This is a genomic window from Microbacterium sp. ZW T2_14, assembly GCF_044987405.1.
Taxonomy (GTDB): Bacteria; Actinomycetota; Actinomycetes; order Actinomycetales; family Microbacteriaceae; genus Microbacterium.
In genome coordinates, this window is sequence record NZ_JBJDRK010000005.1 from 83,587 (window position 1) to 105,727 (window position 22,141).

Consider the following 22,141-nt stretch of genomic DNA (forward strand, 5'->3'; position numbering starts at 1 on the left):
GAGGTCGGCGCCGGGCTACGCCTCGCGCGTGATCGTCACCTTGACATGCAGGTTGCTCTTGAACGGGCCGGCGTAGACGCCGCGCAGCGGCGGCACGTCGCCGTAGTCGCGGCCGCGGCCGACGAGCACGTGCCGGTCGCCGATCTCGATGTTGTTCGTGGGGTCGAAGCCCTGCCACTCCCCCGCGAACCACTCGATCCACGCGTGGGACTCGCCCGTCACGGCCACGCCCACCTCGGCAGAGGGTCGCGGGTGCAGGTAGCCCGACACGTAGCGCGCCGGGATGCCGACCTCGCGCAGTGCGCCGAGGGCGATGTGCGCCATGTCCTGGCAGACGCCCTTGCGGGCCTCCCACGCCTCGCTGGCCGTCGAGTGCACTCCGGTGATGCCGTGCATGTACTCCACGGCGTCGCCGATCGCGACCGAGATCGCATGCGCCGCGCGGCCGGGGTGGTCGTGCTCCGCAGCGATGCTGCGGGCCAGTTCGGCGACCTCCGCGTGGGGGCGTGTGCGACCGGTCTGCGACAGCTGCTCGACGGTCTCGATCGAGCGGGCGGACTCGCGGGCGAGGTCGTCCCACGTGAGGTCGATGTGCTCGAGCGGGCGCGGGCGCACCTCGACCAGCGAGCGCGCGGTGATGGTCAGCGACGAGTGGGGCGACAGCACGTCGAACGCCGCGACCCGCGTGCCGAAGTAGTCGACGTACTGGTTGACGGATGTCGACGGCTCGATGTCGAGCGACGAGTTGAGCACGAACTGGCTGTCGGTCGATCCGGGCAGCATGCGGGCCTCGTTGTAGGAGGCCGTGACGTCGCCCAGATAGCTGAACCCGGTCTGGTGCTCGATGCGCAGCCGCTTCATGAGATCTCTCCGATCCAGCTCGGCTCGGCCTGCGTCGGGAAGAACCGGCCGCGGATCGCCTCGGACGCCTCTCGCGTGACGGTCTGCACGCGGTCCATGTGGGTAGGCAGTTCGCCGAGGATCTCGGAGATCGGCCGGTACTCGAGGTCGTTGCGGATCTGCCCGAGCGCGCGCAGCACGGTGTTCGAGTGGCCGACCCGATCCGCGCGCGGGTCGATGGCGCTCATGCACTCCTCGGCCCGCTGGATCGAGTAGATGATCGAGCGCGGGAAGAGCCGGTCGAGCAGCAGGAACTCGGCCGCGTTGCGGGCGCTCGGCATGCCGCGGTAGGTGCGCAGGTACGCCTCGTAGGCGCCGCACGAGCGCAGGATCGTGGTCCACGACGGCCCGGATGCCTCGGTCAGCGACCGCGTCGCCAGCAGGCGCGCGGTCATGTCGGTGCGCTCGATGCTGCGCCCGAGCGTGAAGAACTGCCAGGCCTCGTCGCGGCTCGTGGACGAGTCGACGATGCCCACGGCGAGCGCCGCGCGCTCGCGCACCCACTGGAAGAACTCGTGCACGCGGTCGTTCTGCAGGCGGCGCGGCATCCGTGCGTTCGTGGTGTTGAGCGTCTCCCACAGCTCGCTCGAGACGATCTCGCGCGCGCGGCGGGCGTTCTCACGTGCGGCGGTGAGGGCGTACGCGATGCTCGACGGGTTCATGCGGTCGACGGCGAGGCGGGCGAGTACGTCCTCGCGGCGGACGTGCTCGACGCCCTGGGGCGGCGCCGAGCCCATGACGCTGAGGAGCGACCGGCACGCGGTGTCCTCGTCGATCCAGGGGTCTTCGAGCAGCAGCTGCAGGTGCACGTCGAGGATGCGGGCCGTGCCGTCGCTGCGCTCGATGTAGCGCCCGATCCAGAACAGGCTCTCCGCGATGCGGCTCAGCATGACGCCCCCTCGCCCCCATCGTTTCCGCGAGAGTGCATCGTCTCGCCGAGGGTGGGGGAACCAACCGCACCCTCGTCCGCCAGCTGCACTCTCGCGGGTCGCGAAGGGCGGGGGACGGATGCCGCAGCCTGGGCCTGCTGCTGCTGCTCCTGCTGCTCGACCCGCGATCGCGGGCGGTCGTGCGGCGAGTGCGTCGGCTCGCTCTGGGGATCGTAGATGATCGGGATCGCCGAGGTGACCGTCGACGCCTGGTCGGCGACCAGCTCGGGCACGCCACGGCCGTGGCCGTACTCGACCTTCCCCGGCGCGGAGCCGCCGACGATCCACGTGTCCTTCGACCCGCCGCCCTGGCTGGAGTTGACCACGAGCTGACCCTCCGGCAGGGCGACGCGGGTGAGGCCGCCGGGAAGCACCCACACGTCCTCGCCGTCGTTGACCGCGAAGGGCCGCAGGTCGGCGTGCCGCGGGCGCATGCCGTCCTCCACGAGGGTGGGGATCGTCGACAGCATGACCACGGGCTGCGCGATCCAGCCGCGCGGGTCGGCGCGCAGGCGCTGGCGGAGCTTCTCGAGCTCGGCGGGCGAGGCATCCGGTCCGACCACCAGCCCCTTGCCGCCCGAGCCGTCGACCGGCTTCACCACGAGCTCGTCCAGCCGGTCGAGCACCTCTTCGAGGGCGCCCGGGTCTTCGAGCCGCCACGTGTCGACGTTCTTGAGGATCGGCTCCTCGGCGAGGTAGTAGCGGATGAGCTCGGGCACGTAGGTGTAGAGCAGCTTGTCGTCGGCGACGCCGTTGCCCACCGCATTGGCGATCGTGACGTTGCCCAGGCGCGCGGCGAGCATGAGTCCGGGCGCACCGAGCATCGAGTCGGCGCGGAACTGCAGCGGATCGAGGAACTCGTCGTCGACGCGGCGGTAGATGACGTCGACGCGCTTGGGTCCGCGGGTGGTGCGCATGAACACCTTGCCGCCGATGCACAGCAGGTCGCGGCCCTCGACGAGCTCCACGCCCATGAGCCGCGCGAGCAGCGTGTGCTCGAAGTACGCGGAGTTGTACACGCCGGGGGTGAGGACGACGACGTTCGGGTCTTCGATACCGGCCGGGGCCGAGGCGCGGAGCGCCGCGAGCAGCTTGTTGGGGTAGTCGCCGACCGGACGCACCCGCATCGAGACGAAGAGCTCGGGCAGGGTCTGCGCCATGACCCGGCGGTTCGAGATGACGTAGCTGACGCCCGACGGCACGCGGACGTTGTCTTCGAGCACGCGCATCTCGCCGTGCTCGTCGCGGATGAGGTCGATGCCCGACACCTGGATGCGCACGCCGTTGGCGGAGTGGATGCCGGCGGCCTGGCGGTAGAAGTACTGCGAGCTGGCGATCAGCCCGGCGGGGAGCACCTCGTCGCGCACGCAGTACTGGTGCCCGTAGGCGTCGTCGAGGAACGCCTCGAGCGCCCGCACACGCTGCTTCACACCTGCCTCGATGCGCGACCACTCGTCGAACGTGATCACGCGGGGCACGGCATCCAGCGGGAAGGGACGCTCCTCGCCCGCGAAGTCGAACGTCACACCCTGCGCGAGGTACGAGCTCGCGAGGGAATCGGTGCGCCCGCGCAGCTCTTCCTGAGTCATCTGCGCGAGCGCCTGGTACAGCTCTCGATAGGCCTCGCGGGACTCGGCCAGCGCACCCGGGTGAGCCGGGTTGCCGAACATCTCGTCGAACGCGGGAACCCCCGAGGGCGTCTTGCGCGGCGCGAGCGTGGAGCCGTAGCCGTCGAACAGATCACCCATCCGGACAGCCTAATGCGGGCCGTGTTGCCACGGTGTTTCGACGGATGCCGGCGGCACCGCGAGCGCGAGCACCGGCGATGCACCGCACACCGCCGTCCGAGCTCACGCAACTCGAGGCAGCCCCGCCACGACGCACGCACGGCGCCGTAAGAACCCCGTAACCCCCGACACCGCCCTGCGGACGCCCGCGAACCATACGCTGGCACCATGGCTGCGACCCGATCCGACGGACGCGCGCCCGCCCCGCTGACTTGGATCGCGGGAGTGGCCGCCGTCCTGCTCGCGGCCGGGCTCGGCGAGTTGGCGGCCATGGTCGTCAGCCCCTCGTCCAGCCCCGTGGCGGCGGTCGGCGCCGCCCTCATCGACGTGGCACCGCCGTGGGCGAAAGACACCGCCATCGCCCTGTTCGGCACGGCCGACAAGATCGCCCTCATCGTGGGCATCGGCCTCGCGATGCTGGTGCTCGCCGCCCTCGCCGGCTGGCTTCAGGCCCGCCGTCCACCGTGGGGCGTCGTCGTGATCGCCCTCTTCGGCATCACCGGCGCGATCGTCGCCGCGACGCGGCCCGGCGCCGGCGCCCTCGCGTGGCTGCCCTCGCTCGTCGCCGGTGTCGTGGGCGCCGTCACGCTCTGGCTGCTGGTCCGGCTGCTGCAGCCCGCAGGCGCCCACCGCGCACACGCCGAACGAGCACGGGCCGAATCGGCACAGGCCGAAGCGGCATCGGTCGAACCTGCAACTCCCGTCGCCGGTCCGACCTCCGACATCCCCGCCACGCAGCCACCCAGCCGCCGCACGTTCTTCGCGTGGGCGGGTGCCGCCGCCGCAGCCGGCATCCTCGCGACGGTGGTCGGCGTGCGCGGCGCGACGTCCGCGACGGTCGCAGCCGTGCGGCGGGCGGTGAGGCTTCCGCAACCGGCTGCCGCGGCATCCGCTGTCCCTGAGGGCGCGGAACTCGACATCGCGGGGCTGACCGACGTCGTCACCCCGAACGACCAGTTCTACCGCATCGACACCGCCCTCATCGTGCCCGAGGTCGATACCGCCGACTGGCGGCTGCGCGTGCACGGCATGGTGGCGAACGAGTTCGAGCTGACGTGGGACGAGCTGTTGGCGCTGCCGCTCGAGGAGTCGTGGACCACGCTCACGTGCGTCTCCAACGAGGTCGGCGGCAACCTGATCGGCAACGCGCGGTGGCTGGGCTACCCGCTCCGCGAGCTGCTGGCACGCGCCCGCCCCACCGCGGACGCCGACATGGTGCTGTCACGGTCGATCGACGGGTTCACGGCATCCACACCTCTCGAGGCCCTCACCGACGACCGCAACGCGATCCTCGCCGTCGGCATGAACGGCGAGCCCCTGCCGCTCGAGCACGGCTTCCCGGTGCGCATGGTGGTGCCCGGGCTCTACGGCTACGTGTCGGCGACGAAGTGGGTCGTCGATCTCGAGGTGACGCGGTTCGACCGCGCCACCGCGTACTGGACGACGCGCGGCTGGTCCGAGCGCGGCCCGATCAAGCTGCAGTCGCGCATCGACGTCCCTCGCAAGGGGCAGGGGCTGAAGGCCGGCGAGGTCACGATCGCCGGCGTCGCGTGGCAGCAGCATGTCGGCGTAGCGGGCGTCGAGGTGCGCATCGACGAGGGCGAGTGGATGCCCGCGGACCTGGCGACCGCGATCTCGGACGACACGTGGGTGCAATGGAGCGTGCCGTGGACGGCGACGACCGGCGACCATGTCATCCAGTGCCGCGCGACGAGCACCACCGGAGAGGTGCAGACCGAGAGCACGGCGCCGCCGGCCCCGGACGGCGCCACCGGCTGGCACTGGCGGACGGTGTCGGTCTTCGACTGACGACCGGGCGCGGGTCAGGCCGCGAGCACCACGCGCAGCTGCTCGACCGCCCAGTCCAGCTCGGTGCCGCGGATGACGAGCGGCGGAGCGATCCGGATGGTCTGCCCGTGCGTGTCCTTGACGAGCACACCCCGGCCGATGAGCCGCTCCGCGATCTCGCGACCGGTGCCGACGGCGGGGTCGATGTCGACGCCCGCCCACAGCCCCGCGACGCGCACGCCCGTCACCCCATGACCGATGAGCGTCTGCAGACTCGACTCGAGGTGCTCGCCCAGCAGCTTCGCGCGACGCTGGAACTCGCCGGTCTGCAGCATCTCGACCACCCGCAGGCCGACCGCGGCGGCGAGCGGGTTGCCTCCGAACGTCGAGCCGTGCTCGCCCGGACGGATCACGCCGAGCACATCGCGATCGGCCGCGACGGCCGAGACGGGAAGGATGCCGCCGCCCAGCGCCTTGCCGAGCAGATAGACATCGGGCACGACCCCCTCGCGGTCGCACGCGAACGTCTCACCCACGCGGCCGAGCCCGGACTGGATCTCGTCGGCGATGAGCAGCACGCCGCGGCGGGTGCAGATCTCGCGCACCGCCCGCAGGTAGCCCTCCGGCGGGACGACCACGCCGGCCTCGCCTTGGATCGGCTCGACCAGGACCGCCACGGTGTCGTCCGTGATGGCGGACTCGATCGCCGCGGCGTCGCCGAACGGCACGGATGCGAAGCCGGGCGCGAACGGGCCGAAGTCGGCCTGCGCCTGCGGGTCGTCGCTGAAACCGACGATCGTCGTCGTGCGGCCGTGGAAGTTGCCGTGGGCCACGACGATGGTCGCGGCATCCGGTGCCACGCCCTTCACCCGGTATCCCCACGCGCGTGCGACTTTGATGCCGGTCTCGACGGCCTCCGCGCCCGTGTTCATGGGGAGCACGAGGTCCTTGCCGCACAGCGCCGCGAGCGCGGCCGCGAAGGGTCCGAGACGGTCGTTGTGGTACGCCCGGCTGGTGAGCGTGAGGCGGTTCAGCTGCTCCTGCGCGGCAGCGAGGAGCGCCGGATGGCTGTGCCCGAAGTTGAGCGCCGAATACGCCGACAGCAGGTCGAGGTAGCGCTTGCCCTCGACATCCGTCACCCAGGCGCCCTCACCCCGTGAGATGACGACGGGCAGCGGGTGGTAGTTGTGCGCGACGTGCTCCTCTTCGGCGGCGATGATCTGACTCATCGCCGCATCGACGGAGGGGGTGGTGGCGGTCATGGTGCTCCTCTTTCCCGCCGTCAGCGCCGCAGCTCGAGCGTGCAGCACTTGATGCCGCCGCCGCCGAGCAGCAGCTCGGACAGGTCCACGAGCACCGGGTTGTACCCGCGCTCACGCAGCTGCGCCTCGAAGCCCTTCGCCCGCGGCGAGATGATGACGTTGCGGCCGTCGCTGGCCGAGTTGAGGCCGAACACGGCGCCGTCGGCGTCCGCGACGTGGATCGCGTCGGGGTAGCGCTCGGCGAGGATCGCCTGGCTGCGCTCGTCGAACGCGTGCTCGAGGTAGGCGATGTTGGCCTTCTCGACGCCGCCCGGGCCCTCGACCGGATCGAGCACCGAGATCGCGGTGTCGAGGTGGTAGAACCGCGGGTCGACGAGGTTGAGGCTCACGACCTCCTTGCCGAACACGTCGGCGAGCTCGCGGTGGCTGTCGCCCGTCGAGCGGAAGCCGGTGCCGGCGAGGATCGTCTCACCGACGAGCAGGAAGTCGCCTTCGCCCTCGTTGACCTCGACCGGCTCGGCCACGTCGTAGCCGTTGGCCCGGAACCAGTCCATGAACGCCGGCCCCTCGGGCACGCGCTCCTGGAACCGGAACTTCGCGCCGTACGCGACGTTGTCGATCACGAAGCCGCCGTTGGCGGTGTAGACCATGTCGGGCAGGCCCTCGATGGGATCGATCAGGTGCACCTCGTGACCGAGTGCGATGTACGTGTCATACAGCGTCTGCCACTGGCGGACCGCGAGGTCCGTGTCGGTGGGGTTCGCCGGCACCATCCAGGGGTTGATCGTGTAGCTCACCGTGAAGTGCTCGGGGCGGCACATCAGGTAACGACGGACCTGCTGGATGCGACCGCCCGCGACGGCGGTCTGGGTCGCGCCTTCGGTGGCGGCGCCTTCTGCGGTCGGCGAGGCGGTCGAGGTGACGGGCGCGGTGTTCTGCGTGGACATCTTGCTCCTGTACGAGGGGCGGCGGACGCTGTCCAGGGGCCCGGCGGCCCTTCGACTCGCTGCGCTCGCTCAGGAACCGCGACGGAAGGGGACAACCGGGCACGCCGCGACCATTCTCTCACGGACAGCGAACCTGACCCTCGGAAGCGCGCGCCCGTACCCGACGCGGACGCTGTGCCCCTCCTCGGCTGCGAAAAGTCGGGCGGGTCACCCGACGCGCCGGGCAACGGCATCCGCCCCCGGCGTGTCGCCGTCACCGACCCGTGTTCTCGCACGAGCACCAGGAGGAGGGATGCCGCAGCCTCAGTCCGCGAGCACCACGACCTTCCCCACCGCATGGCCGGCGGCGACGTGCGTGAGCGCGGCGGGCGCGTCGGAGAAGGGGAACGTGCGCTCGATGACCGGGCGCAACGACCCGGCCGCAGCCAGGGCGACGAGTTCGGCGAGCACTTCCGGCTTCGCCGTCGCCGCCAGCGGGCGGAGCGGCCGTCGCGAGGCGATCGACCGCACGGAGGCGCCGAGGATGCGGCCGATCGGCCCCAGCACGCGACCGCCCTCCCCCGACACGAGCACGACGCGGCCGCCGTCGCGCAGCAGGCGCTGCAGCGCATGGAGCGTCGCGGTGCCGGCGATGTCGACGACCACGTCGAACGAGCCGGCCTCGAGCTCCGGCGCACCGGGCTGCACGCGGCGGTAGTCGTAGGTGCGCGCCGCGCCCAGACCCTCGACGAGGGCGCGGTTGCGCTCTCCGCACAGCGCCCACACCTCGGCCCCGCGCAGCGCCGCGAGCTGCACGACGAACGTGCCGACACCTCCCGAAGCCCCGATCACCAGAACGCGATGACCGGATGCCGCGCCACCGCGTTCGAGCGCCTGCCACGCCGTCCCGCCGGCGACCGGGAGCGTCGCCGCGACGACGGCGTCGAGAGCGGGCGGCCGGGACACCAGCCGGGCAGCCGGGGCGAGCGCATAGCGTGCGAGGCCGCCGCCGCCGGTCAGTTCGCCGATGACCTCATCGCCCACCGCCACGTCGGTCACGCCGTCGCCGATCGCGACCACGGTGGCTGCGGCATCCATCCCCCGCACCGGCTGGCGCGGCCGGCGCAGCCCGAACGCGAGACGGACGAGGAGCGGCTCCCCGCGCATCACGCGGATGTCGCCGTTGTTGAGGCCGGTGACGCGCAGCCGCAAGAGGGCCTCCCCGCGCCCTGGCGAGGGGACGTCGACCGTCTCCCGTGAAACGGCGTCGGGTCCGCCGTACCGGCACTGGGTCCATGCCGGCATCCTGTCGGTGCTGTGGGGAGAGGCTGTGGGCTCGGGCATGTCATTCCTCCGGGTAGTCGAAGAGGTCGTCGAGGCTCACGCCGAACGCGCGGGAGAGCTGGAAGGCCAGCTCGAGGGTGGGCGAGTACCTGCCCTGCTCGATCGCGATGAGGGTCTGCCGGGTGACTCCGACACGACGGGCGAGCTCGGCCTGCGTGATCCCGGCCGCCTCGCGGACGGCGCGGATCGAGTTGGTGACCCTGGTGGGCTTGACCATCAGACGAGCCCGCGGCGGTAGGCGACGACGCTCGCGACACCGCCGATGATCGACGAGACGGCGAAGCCGAGGAACATGCAGTTGGCGATCCAGAACCAGTCAGCCTCGAAGGCACACAGGACGATGACGCCGAGCCCGGCGATCACGAGGAACGCCTGCCCTACCCGGGTCGACATGTGTGCGATGTCGCGGTCGCGCTGATCGCTCTTGCCGACGCCCTCGGGATCCGTCAGACCGGCGAGCATGCCCCACACGATGCTGATGACGATCGCGGCGACGATGCTGCCGCCGATCGTCCAGAGCATCAGCGGCACCCAGTCGACCTCCGTCAACGGCCCGCCGCCCGCCTGCTGCAGGACGAGGATCACGTAGACCGCGACCCCGACCACGCCCGCGATGAGGCTCGCCCAGATGTTCCGCTCTTCGTAGACCACGACTCTCTCCGATGTCTAGAATCTTTGACATCCGCAGGCTACGCCGTGCACGGCATCCGTGTCAATAATTCTTTACATATCGGATCGCGCTCTACCCGAGCGCTGCGTGTACCGGCAGTGCTTCCCATTCGGCCCGCAGCACGCCCATCACGACGGAGTCGTAGCGTTCGCCCCGCACCTCCCGAGCGTCGCGGAAGCGCGCCTCCTCGCTGAATCCGAGCCGATGCCCGACTCCGAGCATCCGCGCGTTGCCCGACCACGTCGAGTAGTCGAGACGCACGACGTCGGTCGTCGAGAAGAGGTGGTCGGTCCAGATCCGCAGCGCCTCGGTGCCGACGCCGCGGCCCCGCGTCGCCGGGTCGTAGACGGTCAGTCCCATGCGACGCCAGTCCGACTCCTCGGATTCCCAGTGCCACGACACCGAGCCGACCATCTCGTCGGGTGCGTCCTCCCTCACGATCACGGCGCGCGACAGCGGCGACTCGGCGGCGTACTCCCCCGACGCGATGCGGCCGCGGAACCGGTCGAGGCGCTCATCGATCTCCGGGGCCGAGGCCTTGGCGAAGTACGGCCCATCCCACCGGTGCCACTCCTGTTCGGGCTGCAGCCAACGGCGGTACGCCTCGAGGTCGCCTTCCTCGAACGCGCGGACGATGACGCCGCCGCTCCTGCCGATCACTCGATGTGCGCTCACCGCGTCAGTCTCGCAGGATCACGGATGCCGCGGCCCGCGGCATCCGTTCGCCGGAGGCATCCGTTCGGGTGGCGGAGTGTGCGCGATCCAGGCCCGAGCGGCCGCACATCGTGGCACTCGAACGCGCCGCGCGCGACGACGCGCCGGCGCCCGCGAATCGGGGGCACCGGCGCGCCGTCGTCGTGCCTCCTACTCGCCGCCGTCTCGGAACAGACGGGGGGCCAGGTCGATGAGGTTCTGCTGCCAGACGTCCCACCCGTGGGGGCCGATCGTCACGCCGTTGAACTCGTACTCGATACCCAGCTGGTCCAGCACCGGGAGCGAGCTCATCACAGATCCGTAGGTGAAGTCCGTGATGTCACCCGTGTAGAGCCGGTACAGCTCGGTGCCCTCGTTGATCGCCGCGACATCGACGCCCGCCGTGCCGCCGAAGCCCGCCGCGAAGGTGCCGATCCAGGCGAACTCGCCGGGGTGCGCCTTCAGCACCGAGACCGTGCGCGCCCCGCCCGCGGACAGGCCCGCCAGCGCGCGATCGATCGGATCGCTGCTGACGTTGTAGCGCTCCTCCGTCACCGGCACCACGTTCTCGAGCAGCTCGCGCGGGTAGTCGCCGACGTTGCCGTTGGGCATCACCACGACCATCGGCTCGATGGCGCCGTCCCGTGAGAGGTTGTCGAGGATCTGACGCGCGCGTCCGACCTCGACCCAGTCGGTCCAGCTCTGACCGCCACCGTGGTTCAGCACGAACAGCGGGTAGGGCTCGGCCCGGGCGGGGTCGTACCCCGGGGGCGTCCACACATAGGCGCTGCGCTCCTGAGCCGCCACCGTGCTCTGGTACGTCATGACCTCCAGGTTGCCGCCCTGCCCCTGGGGCACGTCGGCAAGCAGCCGCGAACCCTCTCCCGGGACGAGGAAGGTGCTCCAGGCCGGCTCCGAAGTGACCTTCGTCGGGTTCGACGTGTCCTTGACGGACTGACGGTCGACGATGAGCCGGTAGTGGTAGAACTTCTCCTCGAGCGGACCGACGGTCGCCCTCCAGCGATCACCGACCTTCGTCATCTCGACGCGCAGCCAGCTGCCACCGGGCGCCCAGTTCGCCCACACCGAGACGTACTCGGCATCGGCGAAGGCGGTCGTCGTCTCGAACGTCACGAAGTCGTCCTCGGTGAGCCACGGCGTGGGCGTCGTGCCGGCGGCCGGCGGTTCGAAGCGCTCGGTGAGCGCCGTGTGGCCCTCGCTCATCGCAGGGTCCGACGCCTCGCCGGTGAACAGCCGCGGCGCGAAGTCGATGAGGTTCTCCTGCCAGGCGTTCCAGTTGTGCCCGGCATCCGGGTTCACGCCGTCGAACTGGTAGTCCAGACCGATCGCGTCGAACTTCTGGAGCGAGTCGTAGACGTCGTTGTAGGCGATGTCGGTCTTGTTGCCGACGTAGACCCGGAACAGGCCGGTGCGGTCGTTCATCCGGTCGACCGCGAGGTCGTCGAGGGCTCCGAACCGCCCGGCTCCGAAGGTGCCGACTGCACCGAATGCGCCCGGGTGCTCGCTGAACACCTCGAAGGCCTGGCCGCCGCCCATCGAGAGGCCGGCCAGCGCCCGCTTCTCTTTGGAGGGCGAGACGTTGTAGGTGCGCTCCACGGCGGGGACGATGTTGTCCAGCAGCTCCGCCGAGAAGTCGTCGACGTTGCCGTTGCCCATCACCACGAGCATGTCCTCGAGCTGTCCGGCCAGCCACAGATTGTCGAGAATCTGCTCGGCACGGCCCACCTCGACCCAGTCGCGGTAGCTCTGGCCGCCTCCGTGCTGGAGGTACAGCACCGGCAACTTCTTGCCCTTGGCCTTGTAGGTCGGCGGCACCCAGACGAGCGCCTGGCGCTCCTCGCCCGCCACCGAGCTCCGGTAGGACAGCGTCTGGACGACCCCCGCCTCCTGCGGGGCATCGGCCAGCAGTGCGGCCGACTCACCGGGGATGAAGAACGTGCTCCATTCCGGTTCGGATGCCACGCTGGTGGGGTTGCTCGTGTCCTTCAGCACTTTGCTGTCGTCACCGGTGACCTGGTAGTAGTACAGGCCGGGCTCGAAGGGCCCGTAGGTCGCGGTCCAGTTCGCGCCGCTGCGCTGCAGCCCGATCTGCGCCCAGTTGTGCGAAGGTCCGAAGTTGCCCTCGACCACCACCTGCGACACCGGTCCGACCGCGGCTTCGACGGCGGCGTTCGGCACGGCGATCCGCAGATAGCCGCCTTCCTGCTGAGCGATCCACGGGTCCGCCGCGTTCGCCGGCGCGGCCGCCATCAGCCCGGCGAGCGCCAGGACCGCGGCCGTGACGACGGCCACGGTTCGTCTCGCTCCCCTGAACCGGCCGGAGCGCCGGTCTTCGGATGTGATCTCCATCGACTCCTCATCTCGTGTGACTCGACCGACTCCCGGAGCACGCTGACCCCGGGGGCCGACTGGCTGAGACGGGCGGACGCACGGCGACGTGCGACTTTACAACGTAGTAACTCCCGTCTCCGCTCACTCTGACAGAGGCGCTCGCGTGCGGTCAAGGAAAAGTACAACGTCGTAAAGAATCGCTTTACAACGTCGTAAACCGGCGGTAGCCTGACCCCGCCGAGCGGGACTGCCCGGCACTCAACGGCCATTCGAGGAGGAACGGTGGAGAGTATCGCGCAACAGCGCAGACACGACGAGGGAGCCCCGCACGAGGTCGGACGGGAGGAGATCTTCGGCAGCCGGCGCCTGAAGGCACTGGCCGTCGTGATCCTCGCGTGGGCCATGCTGCTCACCATGGCGCCGGGATCGGCCAAGGCAGACGAGGGGCCGCTGACCCCCGGCCCGACCGTGATCGCGGACCCGGCCTCGCCGACCGGCTACACGGGGCACTTCGTCTACTACGACCCGGATGCGACCAGCGTCCGCTTCGTCGCCGACATCCTGCTGCGCAACTGGGCAGACCCGGCCGACACGAAGGTGTACCAGCCGGGCGAGTACAAGCCCGGTCTCATGCGGGGCGGTGGCGCGTACGACGTCGAGATGACCGACGCGGGCAACGGCTACTGGGTGACGGACGTTCCGCTCGCCGCGGGTGCGAACCAGTACTGGTTCTACGTCGACGGCAACACCAGCCTGTGGGTGGCCGACCCGGCCAACTCGCCGATCTTCGCGCCCGACGGACTGACGGGCACCGCTCGGCGGGCGTTCAACAAGGTGTTCGTCCCCTACGACGCCGGGAAGCAGAACTACGCGCCGCTCGCCGCGCGCCAGATCGAGCTCGAGCGGGCCGACTCGCCCAAGGGCACGTGGAGCTACGTTCCGTTCGAGGTCAACGGCACCACCCGCACCATCGGGGTCTACCTCCCGCCGGGATACGAGGCCGACCGCGCCGAGCCGTACAAGACGATCTACATGCAGCACGGCAGCGGACAGGACCAGTCGGACTGGATGAACATGGGCGACGTCCCGGTCATCATGGACAACCTGATCCAGGACGGCACCACCGAGCCGGCGGTCGTCATCACGACCAACACGAACTACCTCGGCGCCGCCAACCAGGGCTACCCCAACCTGCGGAACGTGGTGATCCCGTTCGTCGAGTCGAACTACAACGTCTCGACTGATGCGATCGACCGTGCGTTCGCTGGGCTGTCGGCAGGTTCAGGAGTGACGCAGAACCTGATCAACTTCGATGCTGACGCTTTCGGCTACTACGGGCCGTGGAGCGGCGGCGCGAGCGTTCGGCTCACGACGCCGAACCTGGCTGCGCCGTACATCCTCTACGGCGGCGGTCGCTGGGACTTCGGGCTGCCCAACGCGAATACGGTCGCGGCGCTCGACAACGTCGGGTTCGTCGAGAACGTCGTCGTCGCCGGTGCGCACGACTTCAACACGTGGAACCAGATGTTCGCGACGTTCGCCCGCGACTACCTGTGGCACCCCGAGGCGTTCATCAAGGACGAGATCGACACGCTCAAGGCGGGCGTGGCCGAGGCGGGCCTCAACAAGGGCAACGCGAACGCCCTCACGGTCAAGCTCGACCAGGCTCTGAGCCTCGTGGCCAAGGGCGACAGCGCCGGCGCCCTCGAGGTGCTGAACGGCTTCGTGTCTCAGGTCACCGAGTTCTCGGCCGCCGGGAAGCTGACCGCGGAGCAGTCGGCCGCGCTGGTGCCGGTCGCTCAGAAGATCCTCTTCAACGTGGGCTACTGGGTGCAGTGATCCGCTGCTGAGGCGAATGCGGTGCCGGTGGGCTTCGGCCTGCCGGCACCGCTACGTGCACGCGGTGCGCACCTCGGCCGCCGGCATCCGCTCCCCGTATGGAACCGGGCGCAGCCCTCTCGGCGGCTCTCTGGCAGGCGGCCGCGCTAGCGTACGGGCGCAGCGGTCGAATCGCGGAGGACGAGGCTGGTCGCCAACTCGACCCGCGTGACGTCGGGCTGCGGCTCGTCGAGCTGCTGCAGGAGCAGCTTGGTCGCCTGTTCGGCCATCTCGCGCAAGGGCTGGTGAACCGTCGTGAGCCGCGGGCGGGCGAGCTCGGCGATCGCGAGGTCGTCGTAGCCGACCACAGAGAGCCCTCCTGGAACCGCGACACCCCTCGCCTGTGCCGCGTAGAGCACCCCGAGCGCCTGCAGATCGTTGCCCGCGAAGATGGCCGTGGGCGGATCCGCGAGATCCAGCAGCTCTCCCGCGTGCCTCTCGCCTCCCTCTCGCTGGAAGTCGCCGTACCGGATCCATTCCGGCTCGATCGCCGCTCCCGCCGAGGTCATCGCCGCACGGTAGCCGTCGAGCCGCGCGAGGGAGGACATCACCTCCTCGGGACCCGTGATCGCCGCGATCCGGCGATGGCCGAGCTCCAGCAGGTGCCTCGTCGCGGCGAGGCCGCCGGACCAGTTCGCCGACCCGACCGAGGGGATGCCGGGTGCCGGGTCGCCCGCGGGATCGATGATGACGAACGGGATGCCTCGCGCCTTCAGCGTGGCGCGACCCTGCGGAGGGACGTCGGCGAACAGCAGGATGATCCCGGTCGGGCCGCGACGAACGACGGCATCGAGCCATTCGGCACCGGGCGCGCGTCTGTCACCGCTCACCGACAGCGAGATGGCCAGCCCGGCCTCGGCGGCGCTCTCGCGGACCCCCTCGATGACGGCGAGCGCCCAGTCGCCGTCGAGTTCGTGGAGCACGACCTCGATGTACTCGCGCCGGTCCTTGCTCCTCCGGCGTCGATAGCCGCTGCGGCGCAGCTGCTCCTCGACGAGGGCGCGCGTCGCCGAGGACACGTCTGCCGCGCCGTTGAGCACCTTGGAGATGGTCGTCAGCGACACGCCGGTCTGTGCGGCGATCTCCTTGAGGGTCACCCGCTGGGTCCGCGCCATGACACCACCTGGACTCTGCAAGAGGGATCGATCGGGCTGCGCTCAGTCGAGCGTCAGCACCGTCCATGAGACGGGCGGCAGCGTGATGCTGACCGTGCCGTCGCCGATCCTCACCGACGTGTTCTCCTTCGGGGTGACGCGCTCGGGATCGTCCAGGGTGTTCGCCGCGTGGATGTCGCCGTCGAAGAGCGACGTCGCCTGGGCGTCTCCGACGGCCCCCATCGCGCGGGTGTCGATGTCGAGCGTCAGTTCCTCCGTGAGGCTGCGGTTGACGGCGAAGACCGTCGTGCCACCGCCGACCTCGTCGTAGGTCGCGACGGCGTCGACGAGCGGCACCTCGCCGTAGAGCTGGGTGTCGTAGGTGGGGCTGTCGAGCTTGAGCTCCAGCGCGACGCCCCGCGCCAGGCGCGAGGTGAGCGAGAACGGGTGGAACGTGGTCTGCCGCCACGCCGGGCCGCCCGGCTCGGTCATGATCGGCGCGATGACGTTGACGAGCTGCGCGAGGCTGGCCGCCGTCACCCGATCGGCGTGGCGGATCAGCGAGATCATGAGGCTGCCCAGCACGACGGCATCGAGCACCGAGTACGAGTCCTCGAGCAGGCGGGGCGCGACCGGCCACTCCGCCACGTCGGTGATCCTGTCGACCTCGTGGTAGCGGGACTGGTACCAGACGTTCCACTCGTCGAACGAGATGTTGATGGTCTTGTCGCTTCGTCGCGTGGCCTTGACGTGGTCGGCGGTCGCCACGACGGCCTCGATGAAGCGGTCCATGTTGACGCTGGAGGCGAGGAAGCTGCCGTAGTCGTCGCCGCGGGGCTCGTAGTAGGCGTGGCACGAGATGAAGTCGACGTCGTCGTAGGTGTGCTCGAGGACCACGCGCTCCCATTCGCCGAACGTCGGCATCTGCGCGCTCGAGCTGCCGCAGACGACGAGCTCGAGATCGGGGTCGATCTGTCGCATCGCGCTGGCGGTCTTCGCTGCGAGCCGGGCGTACTCCTCGGCCGTGCTGTGTCCGAGCTGCCAGGGGCCGTCCATCTCGTTGCCCAGGCACCACATCCGGATGCCGTGAGGTTCAGGATGCCCGTTGGCGACGCGGCGCTCTGCCCAGTGCGTGTCCGAGCGCAGGTTGGCGTACTCGAGGACGTCGAGGGCCTCCAGCACGCCTCGCGTGCCCAGGTTGACCGCATACATCAGCTCGCTGTCGACCTTCTTGAGCCAGGTTGCGAACTCGTCGAGTCCGATCTCGTTGCTCTCGGTCGAGTGCCATGCCAGGTCGAGCCGGCGCGGTCGCTCTTCCCGCGGTCCGACGCCGTCCTCCCAGCGGTACCCCGACACGAAGTTGCCGCCCGGGTAACGGATCGTCGAGACGCCGAGTTCGCGCACGAGTTCGATGACGTCGGTGCGGAAGCCGTCCTCGTCGGCGTTCTCGTGCCCCGGCTCGTAGATGCCGTCGTACACGCAGCGGCCCAGGTGCTCGACGAACGATCCGAAGAGGCGGCGATTGACGGGTCCGATGGTGAACTGCGGGTCGAGGGTGAGGTGTGCTCGGTTCATTCTTCTCTTCCAAGGACGAGGGAAAGGGGCAGGGGCGTGGAGCGCCCGCTCACTTGAGGCTTCCGATCGACAGCCCACCCTGCCAGTACTTCTGGAGGCCCAGGAACGCGATGATCAGCGGGATCACCGAGACGAGCGCGCCGAGGATGATGATGCTCCACAGGCTCTGCCCGCCCGCCGCCCCGTACGTCGATGCGGTGGACTGCCAGAGCCCGATGCCGACGGTCACGGGATAGAGGCGGTTGTCGGAGAGCATCACGAGCGGGAGGAAGTAGTTGTTCCACGAGGCCACGACGGACAGCAGCACCACCGTCACGATCGCCGGGCGGAGGAGCGGCAGCGCCACCTGCAGGAACGTCCGGAACTCGCCCGCGCCGTCGACGCGTGCAGCGTCCAGCAGCTCGTCCGGCACCGCATCACGCGCGTACACGTTCATGAGGTAGACCCCGAACGGATTGAGCAGGCTGGGGAAGATCACCGCCCAGATGGTGTTCGTCCAGCCGACCTGGGCGAACAGCACGAAGGTGGGGATGACGAGCGCGGTCGTCGGGATCATGACGGCGCCCAGCAGGATCGCGAATGCGGCACGCCGGCCGGTGAAGCTGTACTTCGCGAATCCATAGCCGGCCAGCACGGCGAGCACCGTCGCTCCGACACCGCCGGCGATCGCGTAGAGGGCGGAGTTCGCCAGCCACCGTGCGTAGATACCCCCGCTGTAGGTGAAGAGTTCGACCAGATTGCCGATGTAGTCGATGTCGTCCGAGAACCAGAGCGCACTGCCACCCCCGAACAGCCCGGCCGAGCTCTTCGAGCTGTTGACGATGAGCCACCAGAACGGGATCAGGAAGTAGATCATCAGCAGCGCGAGCACGATGTTCATCGGGATGCGGCCGCGTGTGGGAGGAGTCGACCGGCGCTCGACGCGTCTGCGCGGCTTCGGGCTCGTCCCGGTGAGCTCCATGGGTGTGACGGTCATGAGAAGAAGCTCCCTCGCTTGCGGGTGGCGAACAGGAAGATGTACACGCACAGGAAGACGACAGCCCCGAGCGCGAACGAGATCGCTGCGCCGTAGTTGTAGTTCGCCAGCGAGAACGCCTGCTGGTAGGCGTACATGTTCGGCGTGAAGTCGTTGGGAATCGCTCCGGCGGCCAGCTGCTGGAGGATCTGGGGCTCGTTGAAGAACTGCAGGGTGCCGATCAGGGCGAACACCAGGATGAGCAGCAGGGCTGGAGCGAGCAGCGGGATCTTGATCCGGAGGACGATCTGCCACTGCGATGCGCCGTCTATGCGGGCCGCCTCGTACAGCGTCGGATCGATGCCCTGCAGCGCCGCGTACAGGATGATCATGTAGTAGCCGGCCCACTGCCACGTCACGATGTTGAGCAGGCCGTAGAAGATCAGGCTGCTGCTCAGGAAATCAGGGGCCTCTCTGCCGAAACTTTCGAAGATCTCCGCGAGGGGACCGAAGTTGTCGCTGTAGAGGAACCCCCACATCAGGGCACCGATCACGGTCGGGATCGCGTAGGGCATGAAGATCATCAGGCGCGAGAATCGCGCGAACCGTGTGATCACGATGTCGAGGATCAGCGCGATCGCAAGCGAGATCGCCATCTGCAGCGGGATGAGCACCAGCGAGAACCGGATGACGAACCACATGCCGTCGAGGAAGGACGGGTCGGTGAAGGCCTTGGCGTAGTTGCCGAAGAGGACGAACCTCGTCCCGCCGATGAGGGACTTCTGGAACAGGCTCAGATAGAGCGCGAACCCGATCGGGAGTACGAGAAGGGCGAGGAAGACGATCCCGAAGGGTCCGACGAAAAGCCAGCCGTACAGGTTCTGACGCCGCGTGGTCGACCTTCTGTGCTTCGTCTTCGCGGGGGTTGCGGTTGCCGCAGTCATGATTTCTCCAGGTCTGGCAGGGGATGCCCGAGGGCCGGTCCGCACGAGCACGGACCGGCCCTGCGGTCACGTCACTTGACGGTGAACCCCTGCTCCTCCGCGTAGGCCACGACGGCGTCCTGCAAGGCGTCCGCCGCCTCGGAGCCGGTTGCGGACCCCTCGTTGATGCGGGCGATCTGCTCCGTCAGCTGCGAGTAGTAGAACTGACCGATCGGCGTGTACGTCATGCCCTCGTAGGCGTTGGCCGCCGGCACGTACACCTCCTTGTTGGCCTGCTGGCCTCCGAAGAAGGGCACCTCGTAGTCCTGGAACTCGGGCGAATCGAGCACGTTGACGTTCAGCGGGAAGATGATCTGGTTCTGCCAGCCGTCGTCGAGCGAAGCCTGATCCGCGTAGACACCGAACGCCACCTTGGCCGCGAGATCGGGGTCGCTCGCCTGACTCGAGACGGCCATGGCCGAGCCGCCCCAGTTGATCGCGATGGGGTTGCTCGGATCCCACTGCGGCATCGGGGCTGTCGCCCAGACACCGGCATCCGCGCCCTCGCCGACACCGGCGCCCTGGAGGTAGCCCGGAGCCCAGGCGGCCGAGAGGTAGGTCGCGTAGTCGCCGTTGATCACACCGGCGATGTACTCGGGAGTGAACTGGTCCTCCGTGCCGACCAGACCCTTCTCGACGAGGCCGGCCCAGTAGTCGAGGACCTCCTTGATCTCGGGGCTGTTGAGTTCGATGCCGATCTCACCCTCATTGGCAGGGTCGTACTCGAACGGCTGCGCACCGTTCTGGTACATCAGCGCCGTGACCTCGGCCGGCTGGTTCGCCGCGAAGCTCGCGAAGACCGGGCCTCCGGCATCCTTCACCGTCTGCGCCGCGGTCTCGAGCTCGGCCCACGTGGTGGGCGGAGTGATGCCGTACTGGTCGAAGATGTCGGTGCGGTAGATCATCCCCATCGGGCCGCCGTCGACCGGAGCACCGTAGACGCCGTCACCGACGGACACGTCCTTCCACGCACCTTCGCTGAAGTTGTCCTTCACGTCGTCGTAGCCGAGGTCGTTCAGTTCGACCAGGGCGTCCTGGGCCTGGAAGGTCGCGATGCGGTCGGCCTCGACCATCATCACGTCGGGGGCGCCGCTGCCGGCCGAGATGGCGGTCTGGAACTTGTCGTAGGCGTCACCGCCCGCGCCGGCGTTCGTCCAGCAGACCTGGACCTCGTCGTTCTGCTCGTTGAAGTTGTCGACGACGAGCTCCATGTTGGGATACCAGGCCCACATGGTGACGACCGGCAGGTCCTCCTTGGGGATGGTGTTGGTGCAGTTGGCGTCGTCGTTGCCGCCGCCGTCGGCGTTGTCGCCGCCACCTCCGGCGGTGCAGGCAGACAGAGCGCCGACCAAGGCGAGCGCTGTGACTGCAGCAAGGACAGGCTTCGTCTTCACTGGAGTTTCCTTTCGGTATTGCTGACTTCTTCGTCGGTGCACGACCGTTGCGAGGGCCGTCCGCCCCGGGTGGCGGCGGGTGGTCCACGTATGGTCTACAACGTTGTAGAGCAACGTTGTAGACACTTTCCCACCGGCCGCATCGAGTGTCAAGGCGCCGACGGAATTTTCTGAGCGGGCGGCGAAACTTCTGCCGTCAGTAGGTGACGGGCGCCTCGCCGAGGCGGGCCAGGAGCGCCGACAGGGCCGCGTATGCCTCGTCCCGGTAGGCCGCGAGCTCCGGCGCACGCTCCGGAGGCGTGGCGAGGAAGCCGGCCCCCGACTTGAGTCCGTGCTCTCCCCGCGCGACGTGGTCCGCCAGGATGCCGGGCTCGGAGAAGCGATCCGGATAGGCGCTGTGAAGGGACCCGTAGCAGTACTGGTACACGTCGAGGCCGGCGATGTCGGCGATGGCGAACGGCCCGAAGAAGGGCAGTCGGAACCCGAACGTGGTGCGGGCGATGAGGTCGATCGCCTCGGGCGTCGCCACCCCCTCCTCCACCAGGCGGGCCGCCTCGCCGAACAGCGCGTACTGCAGTCTGTTGAGCACGAATCCGGTGACGTCGGTGATCGGCACGCCGACCTTGCCGCAGTCACGGAGCAGCTCCACCACCGCGGCCACCGCGTCCGGACGCGTGGTGGCATGCGGAATGACCTCGACGCCGGGGATGAAGGGGGCAGGGTTGCTGAAGTGCACGCCCAGGAAGCGCTCCACGCCGTCGACGCCCTCCGCCAGCGTGCCGATGGAGATCGTCGACGTGTTGCTGCCGATGAGCGCGTCGGCACGGCAGCTGCGGCTGATCCGGCCCAGGGTCTCGTGCTTGATGGCGATCACCTCCGGCACGGCCTCCTCGATGAAGTCGACCTCGGCGACGGCCTCCTCGATCGAGCGCGCCGCGGTCACCCGGGCGGCGACGCGTTCGCCGGCGTCCTCGGGGAAGATCCCGCGGGCGGCGTAGTCGCCCGCTTCCCGGATGATGCGCTGCCGGTTCGTCTCGGCCAGCTCGGCACTCGCATCCGCGAGGACCACGTCCCGCCCGGAGAGCGCCAGCACCTGGGCGATGCCGCCTCCCATGTAGCCGGACCCCACAACCGCCGCCGTCGAGATCATCTCTCACCCTCCTCGTATCGCCCGATCAACTGCACCTTCTCGGCGGACGCCGACAAGGGGTCGAAATGATGGTCGAGCCAGTCCGAGACGAGCTTCTTGGCGAGCTCGATCCCGATGACCCGTGCGCCCAGCGTCAGTACCTGGGCGTTGTTGCTCTTGACCGAGCGCTCCACCGAGTACGCATCGTGAGCGGTGACCGCGCGGATGCCGCGCACCTTGTTCGCGGCGATCGCGACCCCGAGCCCCGTGCCGCAGATGAGGAGCGCTCGGTCGGCTTCACCTCTCGCCACGCGGGTGGCCGCCTCGATGGCGACGCGCGGGTACGGCGTGGGGTCGGCACCGGCCACACCCACATCCACCACGCTGCTCACCCGCGGATCAGCGGACAGCATCTCCCGGAGCACCTCTTTGTACTCGTAGCCGGCGTCATCGGCACCGACGACGATCGTCCAGCCCATGCC

Annotated in this window: 19 protein-coding genes; 2 read left to right on the top strand and 17 right to left on the bottom strand. The window is 69.2% G+C overall.

Annotated features, from left to right (window positions below; genetic code table 11):
• Nucleotides 1-15 precede the first annotated feature (15 nt).
• From ACI3KY_RS03115 to ACI3KY_RS03125, 3 genes are read right to left on the bottom strand one after another with little or no spacing between them, the layout of a single operon-like run.
• A complete protein-coding gene (locus ACI3KY_RS03115; RefSeq protein ID WP_404928739.1) occupies nucleotides 16-861 on the bottom strand; it encodes a transglutaminase N-terminal domain-containing protein in 846 nt (281 codons plus the stop codon).
• A complete protein-coding gene (locus ACI3KY_RS03120) occupies nucleotides 858-1,790 on the bottom strand; it encodes an alpha-E domain-containing protein (RefSeq protein WP_404928740.1) in 933 nt (310 codons plus the stop codon). Before ACI3KY_RS03120 ends, ACI3KY_RS03115 begins: the two co-directional genes overlap by 4 nt.
• Nucleotides 1,784-3,577, bottom strand: a complete 1,794-nt coding sequence (locus tag ACI3KY_RS03125) for a circularly permuted type 2 ATP-grasp protein (protein ID WP_404928741.1) — start codon at nucleotides 3,575-3,577, stop codon at nucleotides 1,784-1,786. The genes ACI3KY_RS03120 and ACI3KY_RS03125 overlap by 7 nt, the downstream gene beginning before the upstream one ends.
• Before the next feature lie 207 nt (nucleotides 3,578-3,784).
• On the opposite strand from ACI3KY_RS03125, the gene ACI3KY_RS03130 reads away from it, so the two are divergent.
• Nucleotides 3,785-5,425, top strand: a complete 1,641-nt coding sequence (locus tag ACI3KY_RS03130; RefSeq protein WP_404928742.1) for a molybdopterin-dependent oxidoreductase — start codon at nucleotides 3,785-3,787, stop codon at nucleotides 5,423-5,425.
• 14 nt (nucleotides 5,426-5,439) lie between these two features.
• Here ACI3KY_RS03130 and rocD read toward each other — a convergent pair whose 3' ends face one another.
• The 7 genes from rocD to ACI3KY_RS03165 all read right to left on the bottom strand — a co-directional run bounded on the left by rocD (nucleotide 5,440) and on the right by ACI3KY_RS03165 (nucleotide 12,612).
• Nucleotides 5,440-6,666, bottom strand: coding sequence for an ornithine--oxo-acid transaminase (gene rocD, locus ACI3KY_RS03135; RefSeq protein ID WP_404928743.1), 1,227 nt, complete (start codon nucleotides 6,664-6,666; stop codon nucleotides 5,440-5,442).
• Nucleotides 6,667-6,686: 20 nt separating this feature from the next.
• Entirely contained in the window at nucleotides 6,687-7,487 is an 801-nt protein-coding gene (gene ddaH / locus ACI3KY_RS03140; RefSeq protein ID WP_404928762.1) for a dimethylargininase, read from the bottom strand.
• Between the two features lie 429 nt (nucleotides 7,488-7,916).
• Nucleotides 7,917-8,936: an NAD(P)-dependent alcohol dehydrogenase gene (locus tag ACI3KY_RS03145; RefSeq protein WP_404928744.1), complete on the bottom strand. Its 1,020-nt coding sequence runs from the start codon at nucleotides 8,934-8,936 to the stop codon at nucleotides 7,917-7,919.
• Nucleotide 8,937: 1 nt separating this feature from the next.
• Entirely contained in the window at nucleotides 8,938-9,153 is a 216-nt protein-coding gene (locus ACI3KY_RS03150) for a helix-turn-helix transcriptional regulator (RefSeq protein ID WP_404928745.1), read from the bottom strand.
• Nucleotides 9,153-9,587: a hypothetical protein gene (locus ACI3KY_RS03155; protein ID WP_404928746.1), complete on the bottom strand. Its 435-nt coding sequence runs from the start codon at nucleotides 9,585-9,587 to the stop codon at nucleotides 9,153-9,155. Before ACI3KY_RS03155 ends, ACI3KY_RS03150 begins: the two co-directional genes overlap by 1 nt.
• Nucleotides 9,588-9,678: 91 nt before the next feature.
• Complete coding sequence (locus ACI3KY_RS03160) at nucleotides 9,679-10,281, bottom strand: GNAT family N-acetyltransferase (RefSeq protein WP_404928747.1); 603 nt, start codon at nucleotides 10,279-10,281, stop codon at nucleotides 9,679-9,681.
• 189 nt (nucleotides 10,282-10,470) lie between these two features.
• Nucleotides 10,471-12,612: an alpha/beta hydrolase gene (locus tag ACI3KY_RS03165; protein WP_404928748.1), complete on the bottom strand. Its 2,142-nt coding sequence runs from the start codon at nucleotides 12,610-12,612 to the stop codon at nucleotides 10,471-10,473.
• Nucleotides 12,613-12,933: 321 nt separating this feature from the next.
• Between ACI3KY_RS03165 and ACI3KY_RS03170 the strand changes: the two genes are divergently transcribed.
• Nucleotides 12,934-14,490, top strand: coding sequence for an alpha/beta hydrolase (locus ACI3KY_RS03170; RefSeq protein ID WP_404928749.1), 1,557 nt, complete (start codon nucleotides 12,934-12,936; stop codon nucleotides 14,488-14,490).
• Between the two features lie 146 nt (nucleotides 14,491-14,636).
• Here the strand turns inward: ACI3KY_RS03170 and ACI3KY_RS03175 are convergent, their stop codons facing one another.
• From ACI3KY_RS03175 to ACI3KY_RS03205, 7 genes are all read right to left on the bottom strand, one after another.
• Nucleotides 14,637-15,644 carry a LacI family DNA-binding transcriptional regulator gene (locus tag ACI3KY_RS03175; RefSeq protein ID WP_404928750.1) on the bottom strand — a complete coding sequence of 336 codons (1,008 nt, stop codon included), beginning with the start codon at nucleotides 15,642-15,644 and terminating at the stop codon, nucleotides 14,637-14,639.
• A 42-nt stretch (nucleotides 15,645-15,686) separates the two neighbouring features.
• Nucleotides 15,687-17,198, bottom strand: a complete 1,512-nt coding sequence (locus ACI3KY_RS03180) for an alpha-N-arabinofuranosidase (protein WP_404928751.1) — start codon at nucleotides 17,196-17,198, stop codon at nucleotides 15,687-15,689.
• Nucleotides 17,199-17,247: 49 nt separating this feature from the next.
• Nucleotides 17,248-18,174 (bottom strand): carbohydrate ABC transporter permease, encoded by a 927-nt coding sequence (locus ACI3KY_RS03185; protein ID WP_404928752.1) that lies wholly within the window; start codon nucleotides 18,172-18,174, stop codon nucleotides 17,248-17,250.
• The gene (locus tag ACI3KY_RS03190; RefSeq protein ID WP_404928753.1) at nucleotides 18,171-19,097 is read right to left on the bottom strand and encodes a carbohydrate ABC transporter permease; all 927 of its coding nucleotides are present in this window, start codon (nucleotides 19,095-19,097) and stop codon (nucleotides 18,171-18,173) included. The genes ACI3KY_RS03185 and ACI3KY_RS03190 overlap by 4 nt, the downstream gene beginning before the upstream one ends.
• 71 nt (nucleotides 19,098-19,168) lie before the next feature.
• Nucleotides 19,169-20,530, bottom strand: a complete 1,362-nt coding sequence (locus tag ACI3KY_RS03195) for an ABC transporter substrate-binding protein (protein ID WP_404928754.1) — start codon at nucleotides 20,528-20,530, stop codon at nucleotides 19,169-19,171.
• Between the two features lie 196 nt (nucleotides 20,531-20,726).
• Nucleotides 20,727-21,680, bottom strand: coding sequence for a 3-hydroxyacyl-CoA dehydrogenase family protein (locus ACI3KY_RS03200; RefSeq protein ID WP_404928755.1), 954 nt, complete (start codon nucleotides 21,678-21,680; stop codon nucleotides 20,727-20,729).
• Nucleotides 21,677-22,138 carry a ribose-5-phosphate isomerase gene (locus tag ACI3KY_RS03205; protein ID WP_404928756.1) on the bottom strand — a complete coding sequence of 154 codons (462 nt, stop codon included), beginning with the start codon at nucleotides 22,136-22,138 and terminating at the stop codon, nucleotides 21,677-21,679. Before ACI3KY_RS03205 ends, ACI3KY_RS03200 begins: the two co-directional genes overlap by 4 nt.
• Nucleotides 22,139-22,141 lie beyond the last annotated feature (3 nt).

What these genes read in the sequence shown, in the direction of transcription:
- ACI3KY_RS03125 (WP_404928741.1), bottom strand. Translation starts at nt 3,577, where the DNA reads ATGGGTGATCTGTTCGACGGCTACGGCTCCACGCTCGCGCCGCGCAAG.
- ACI3KY_RS03130 (WP_404928742.1), top strand. Translation starts at nt 3,785, where the DNA reads ATGGCTGCGACCCGATCCGACGGACGCGCGCCCGCCCCGCTGACTTGG.
- ACI3KY_RS03145 (WP_404928744.1), bottom strand. Translation starts at nt 8,936, where the DNA reads ATGCCCGAGCCCACAGCCTCTCCCCACAGCACCGACAGGATGCCGGCA.
- ACI3KY_RS03190 (WP_404928753.1), bottom strand. Translation starts at nt 19,097, where the DNA reads ATGACTGCGGCAACCGCAACCCCCGCGAAGACGAAGCACAGAAGGTCG.
- rocD (WP_404928743.1), bottom strand. Translation starts at nt 6,666, where the DNA reads ATGACCGCCACCACCCCCTCCGTCGATGCGGCGATGAGTCAGATCATC.
- ACI3KY_RS03200 (WP_404928755.1), bottom strand. Translation starts at nt 21,680, where the DNA reads ATGATCTCGACGGCGGCGGTTGTGGGGTCCGGCTACATGGGAGGCGGC.
- ACI3KY_RS03120 (WP_404928740.1), bottom strand. Translation starts at nt 1,790, where the DNA reads ATGCTGAGCCGCATCGCGGAGAGCCTGTTCTGGATCGGGCGCTACATC.
- ddaH (WP_404928762.1), bottom strand. Translation starts at nt 7,487, where the DNA reads ATGTGCCGCCCCGAGCACTTCACGGTGAGCTACACGATCAACCCCTGG.
- ACI3KY_RS03180 (WP_404928751.1), bottom strand. Translation starts at nt 17,198, where the DNA reads ATGAACCGAGCACACCTCACCCTCGACCCGCAGTTCACCATCGGACCC.
- ACI3KY_RS03175 (WP_404928750.1), bottom strand. Translation starts at nt 15,644, where the DNA reads ATGGCGCGGACCCAGCGGGTGACCCTCAAGGAGATCGCCGCACAGACC.
- ACI3KY_RS03185 (WP_404928752.1), bottom strand. Translation starts at nt 18,174, where the DNA reads ATGACCGTCACACCCATGGAGCTCACCGGGACGAGCCCGAAGCCGCGC.
- ACI3KY_RS03115 (WP_404928739.1), bottom strand. Translation starts at nt 861, where the DNA reads ATGAAGCGGCTGCGCATCGAGCACCAGACCGGGTTCAGCTATCTGGGC.
- ACI3KY_RS03205 (WP_404928756.1), bottom strand. Translation starts at nt 22,138, where the DNA reads ATGGGCTGGACGATCGTCGTCGGTGCCGATGACGCCGGCTACGAGTAC.
- ACI3KY_RS03150 (WP_404928745.1), bottom strand. Translation starts at nt 9,153, where the DNA reads ATGGTCAAGCCCACCAGGGTCACCAACTCGATCCGCGCCGTCCGCGAG.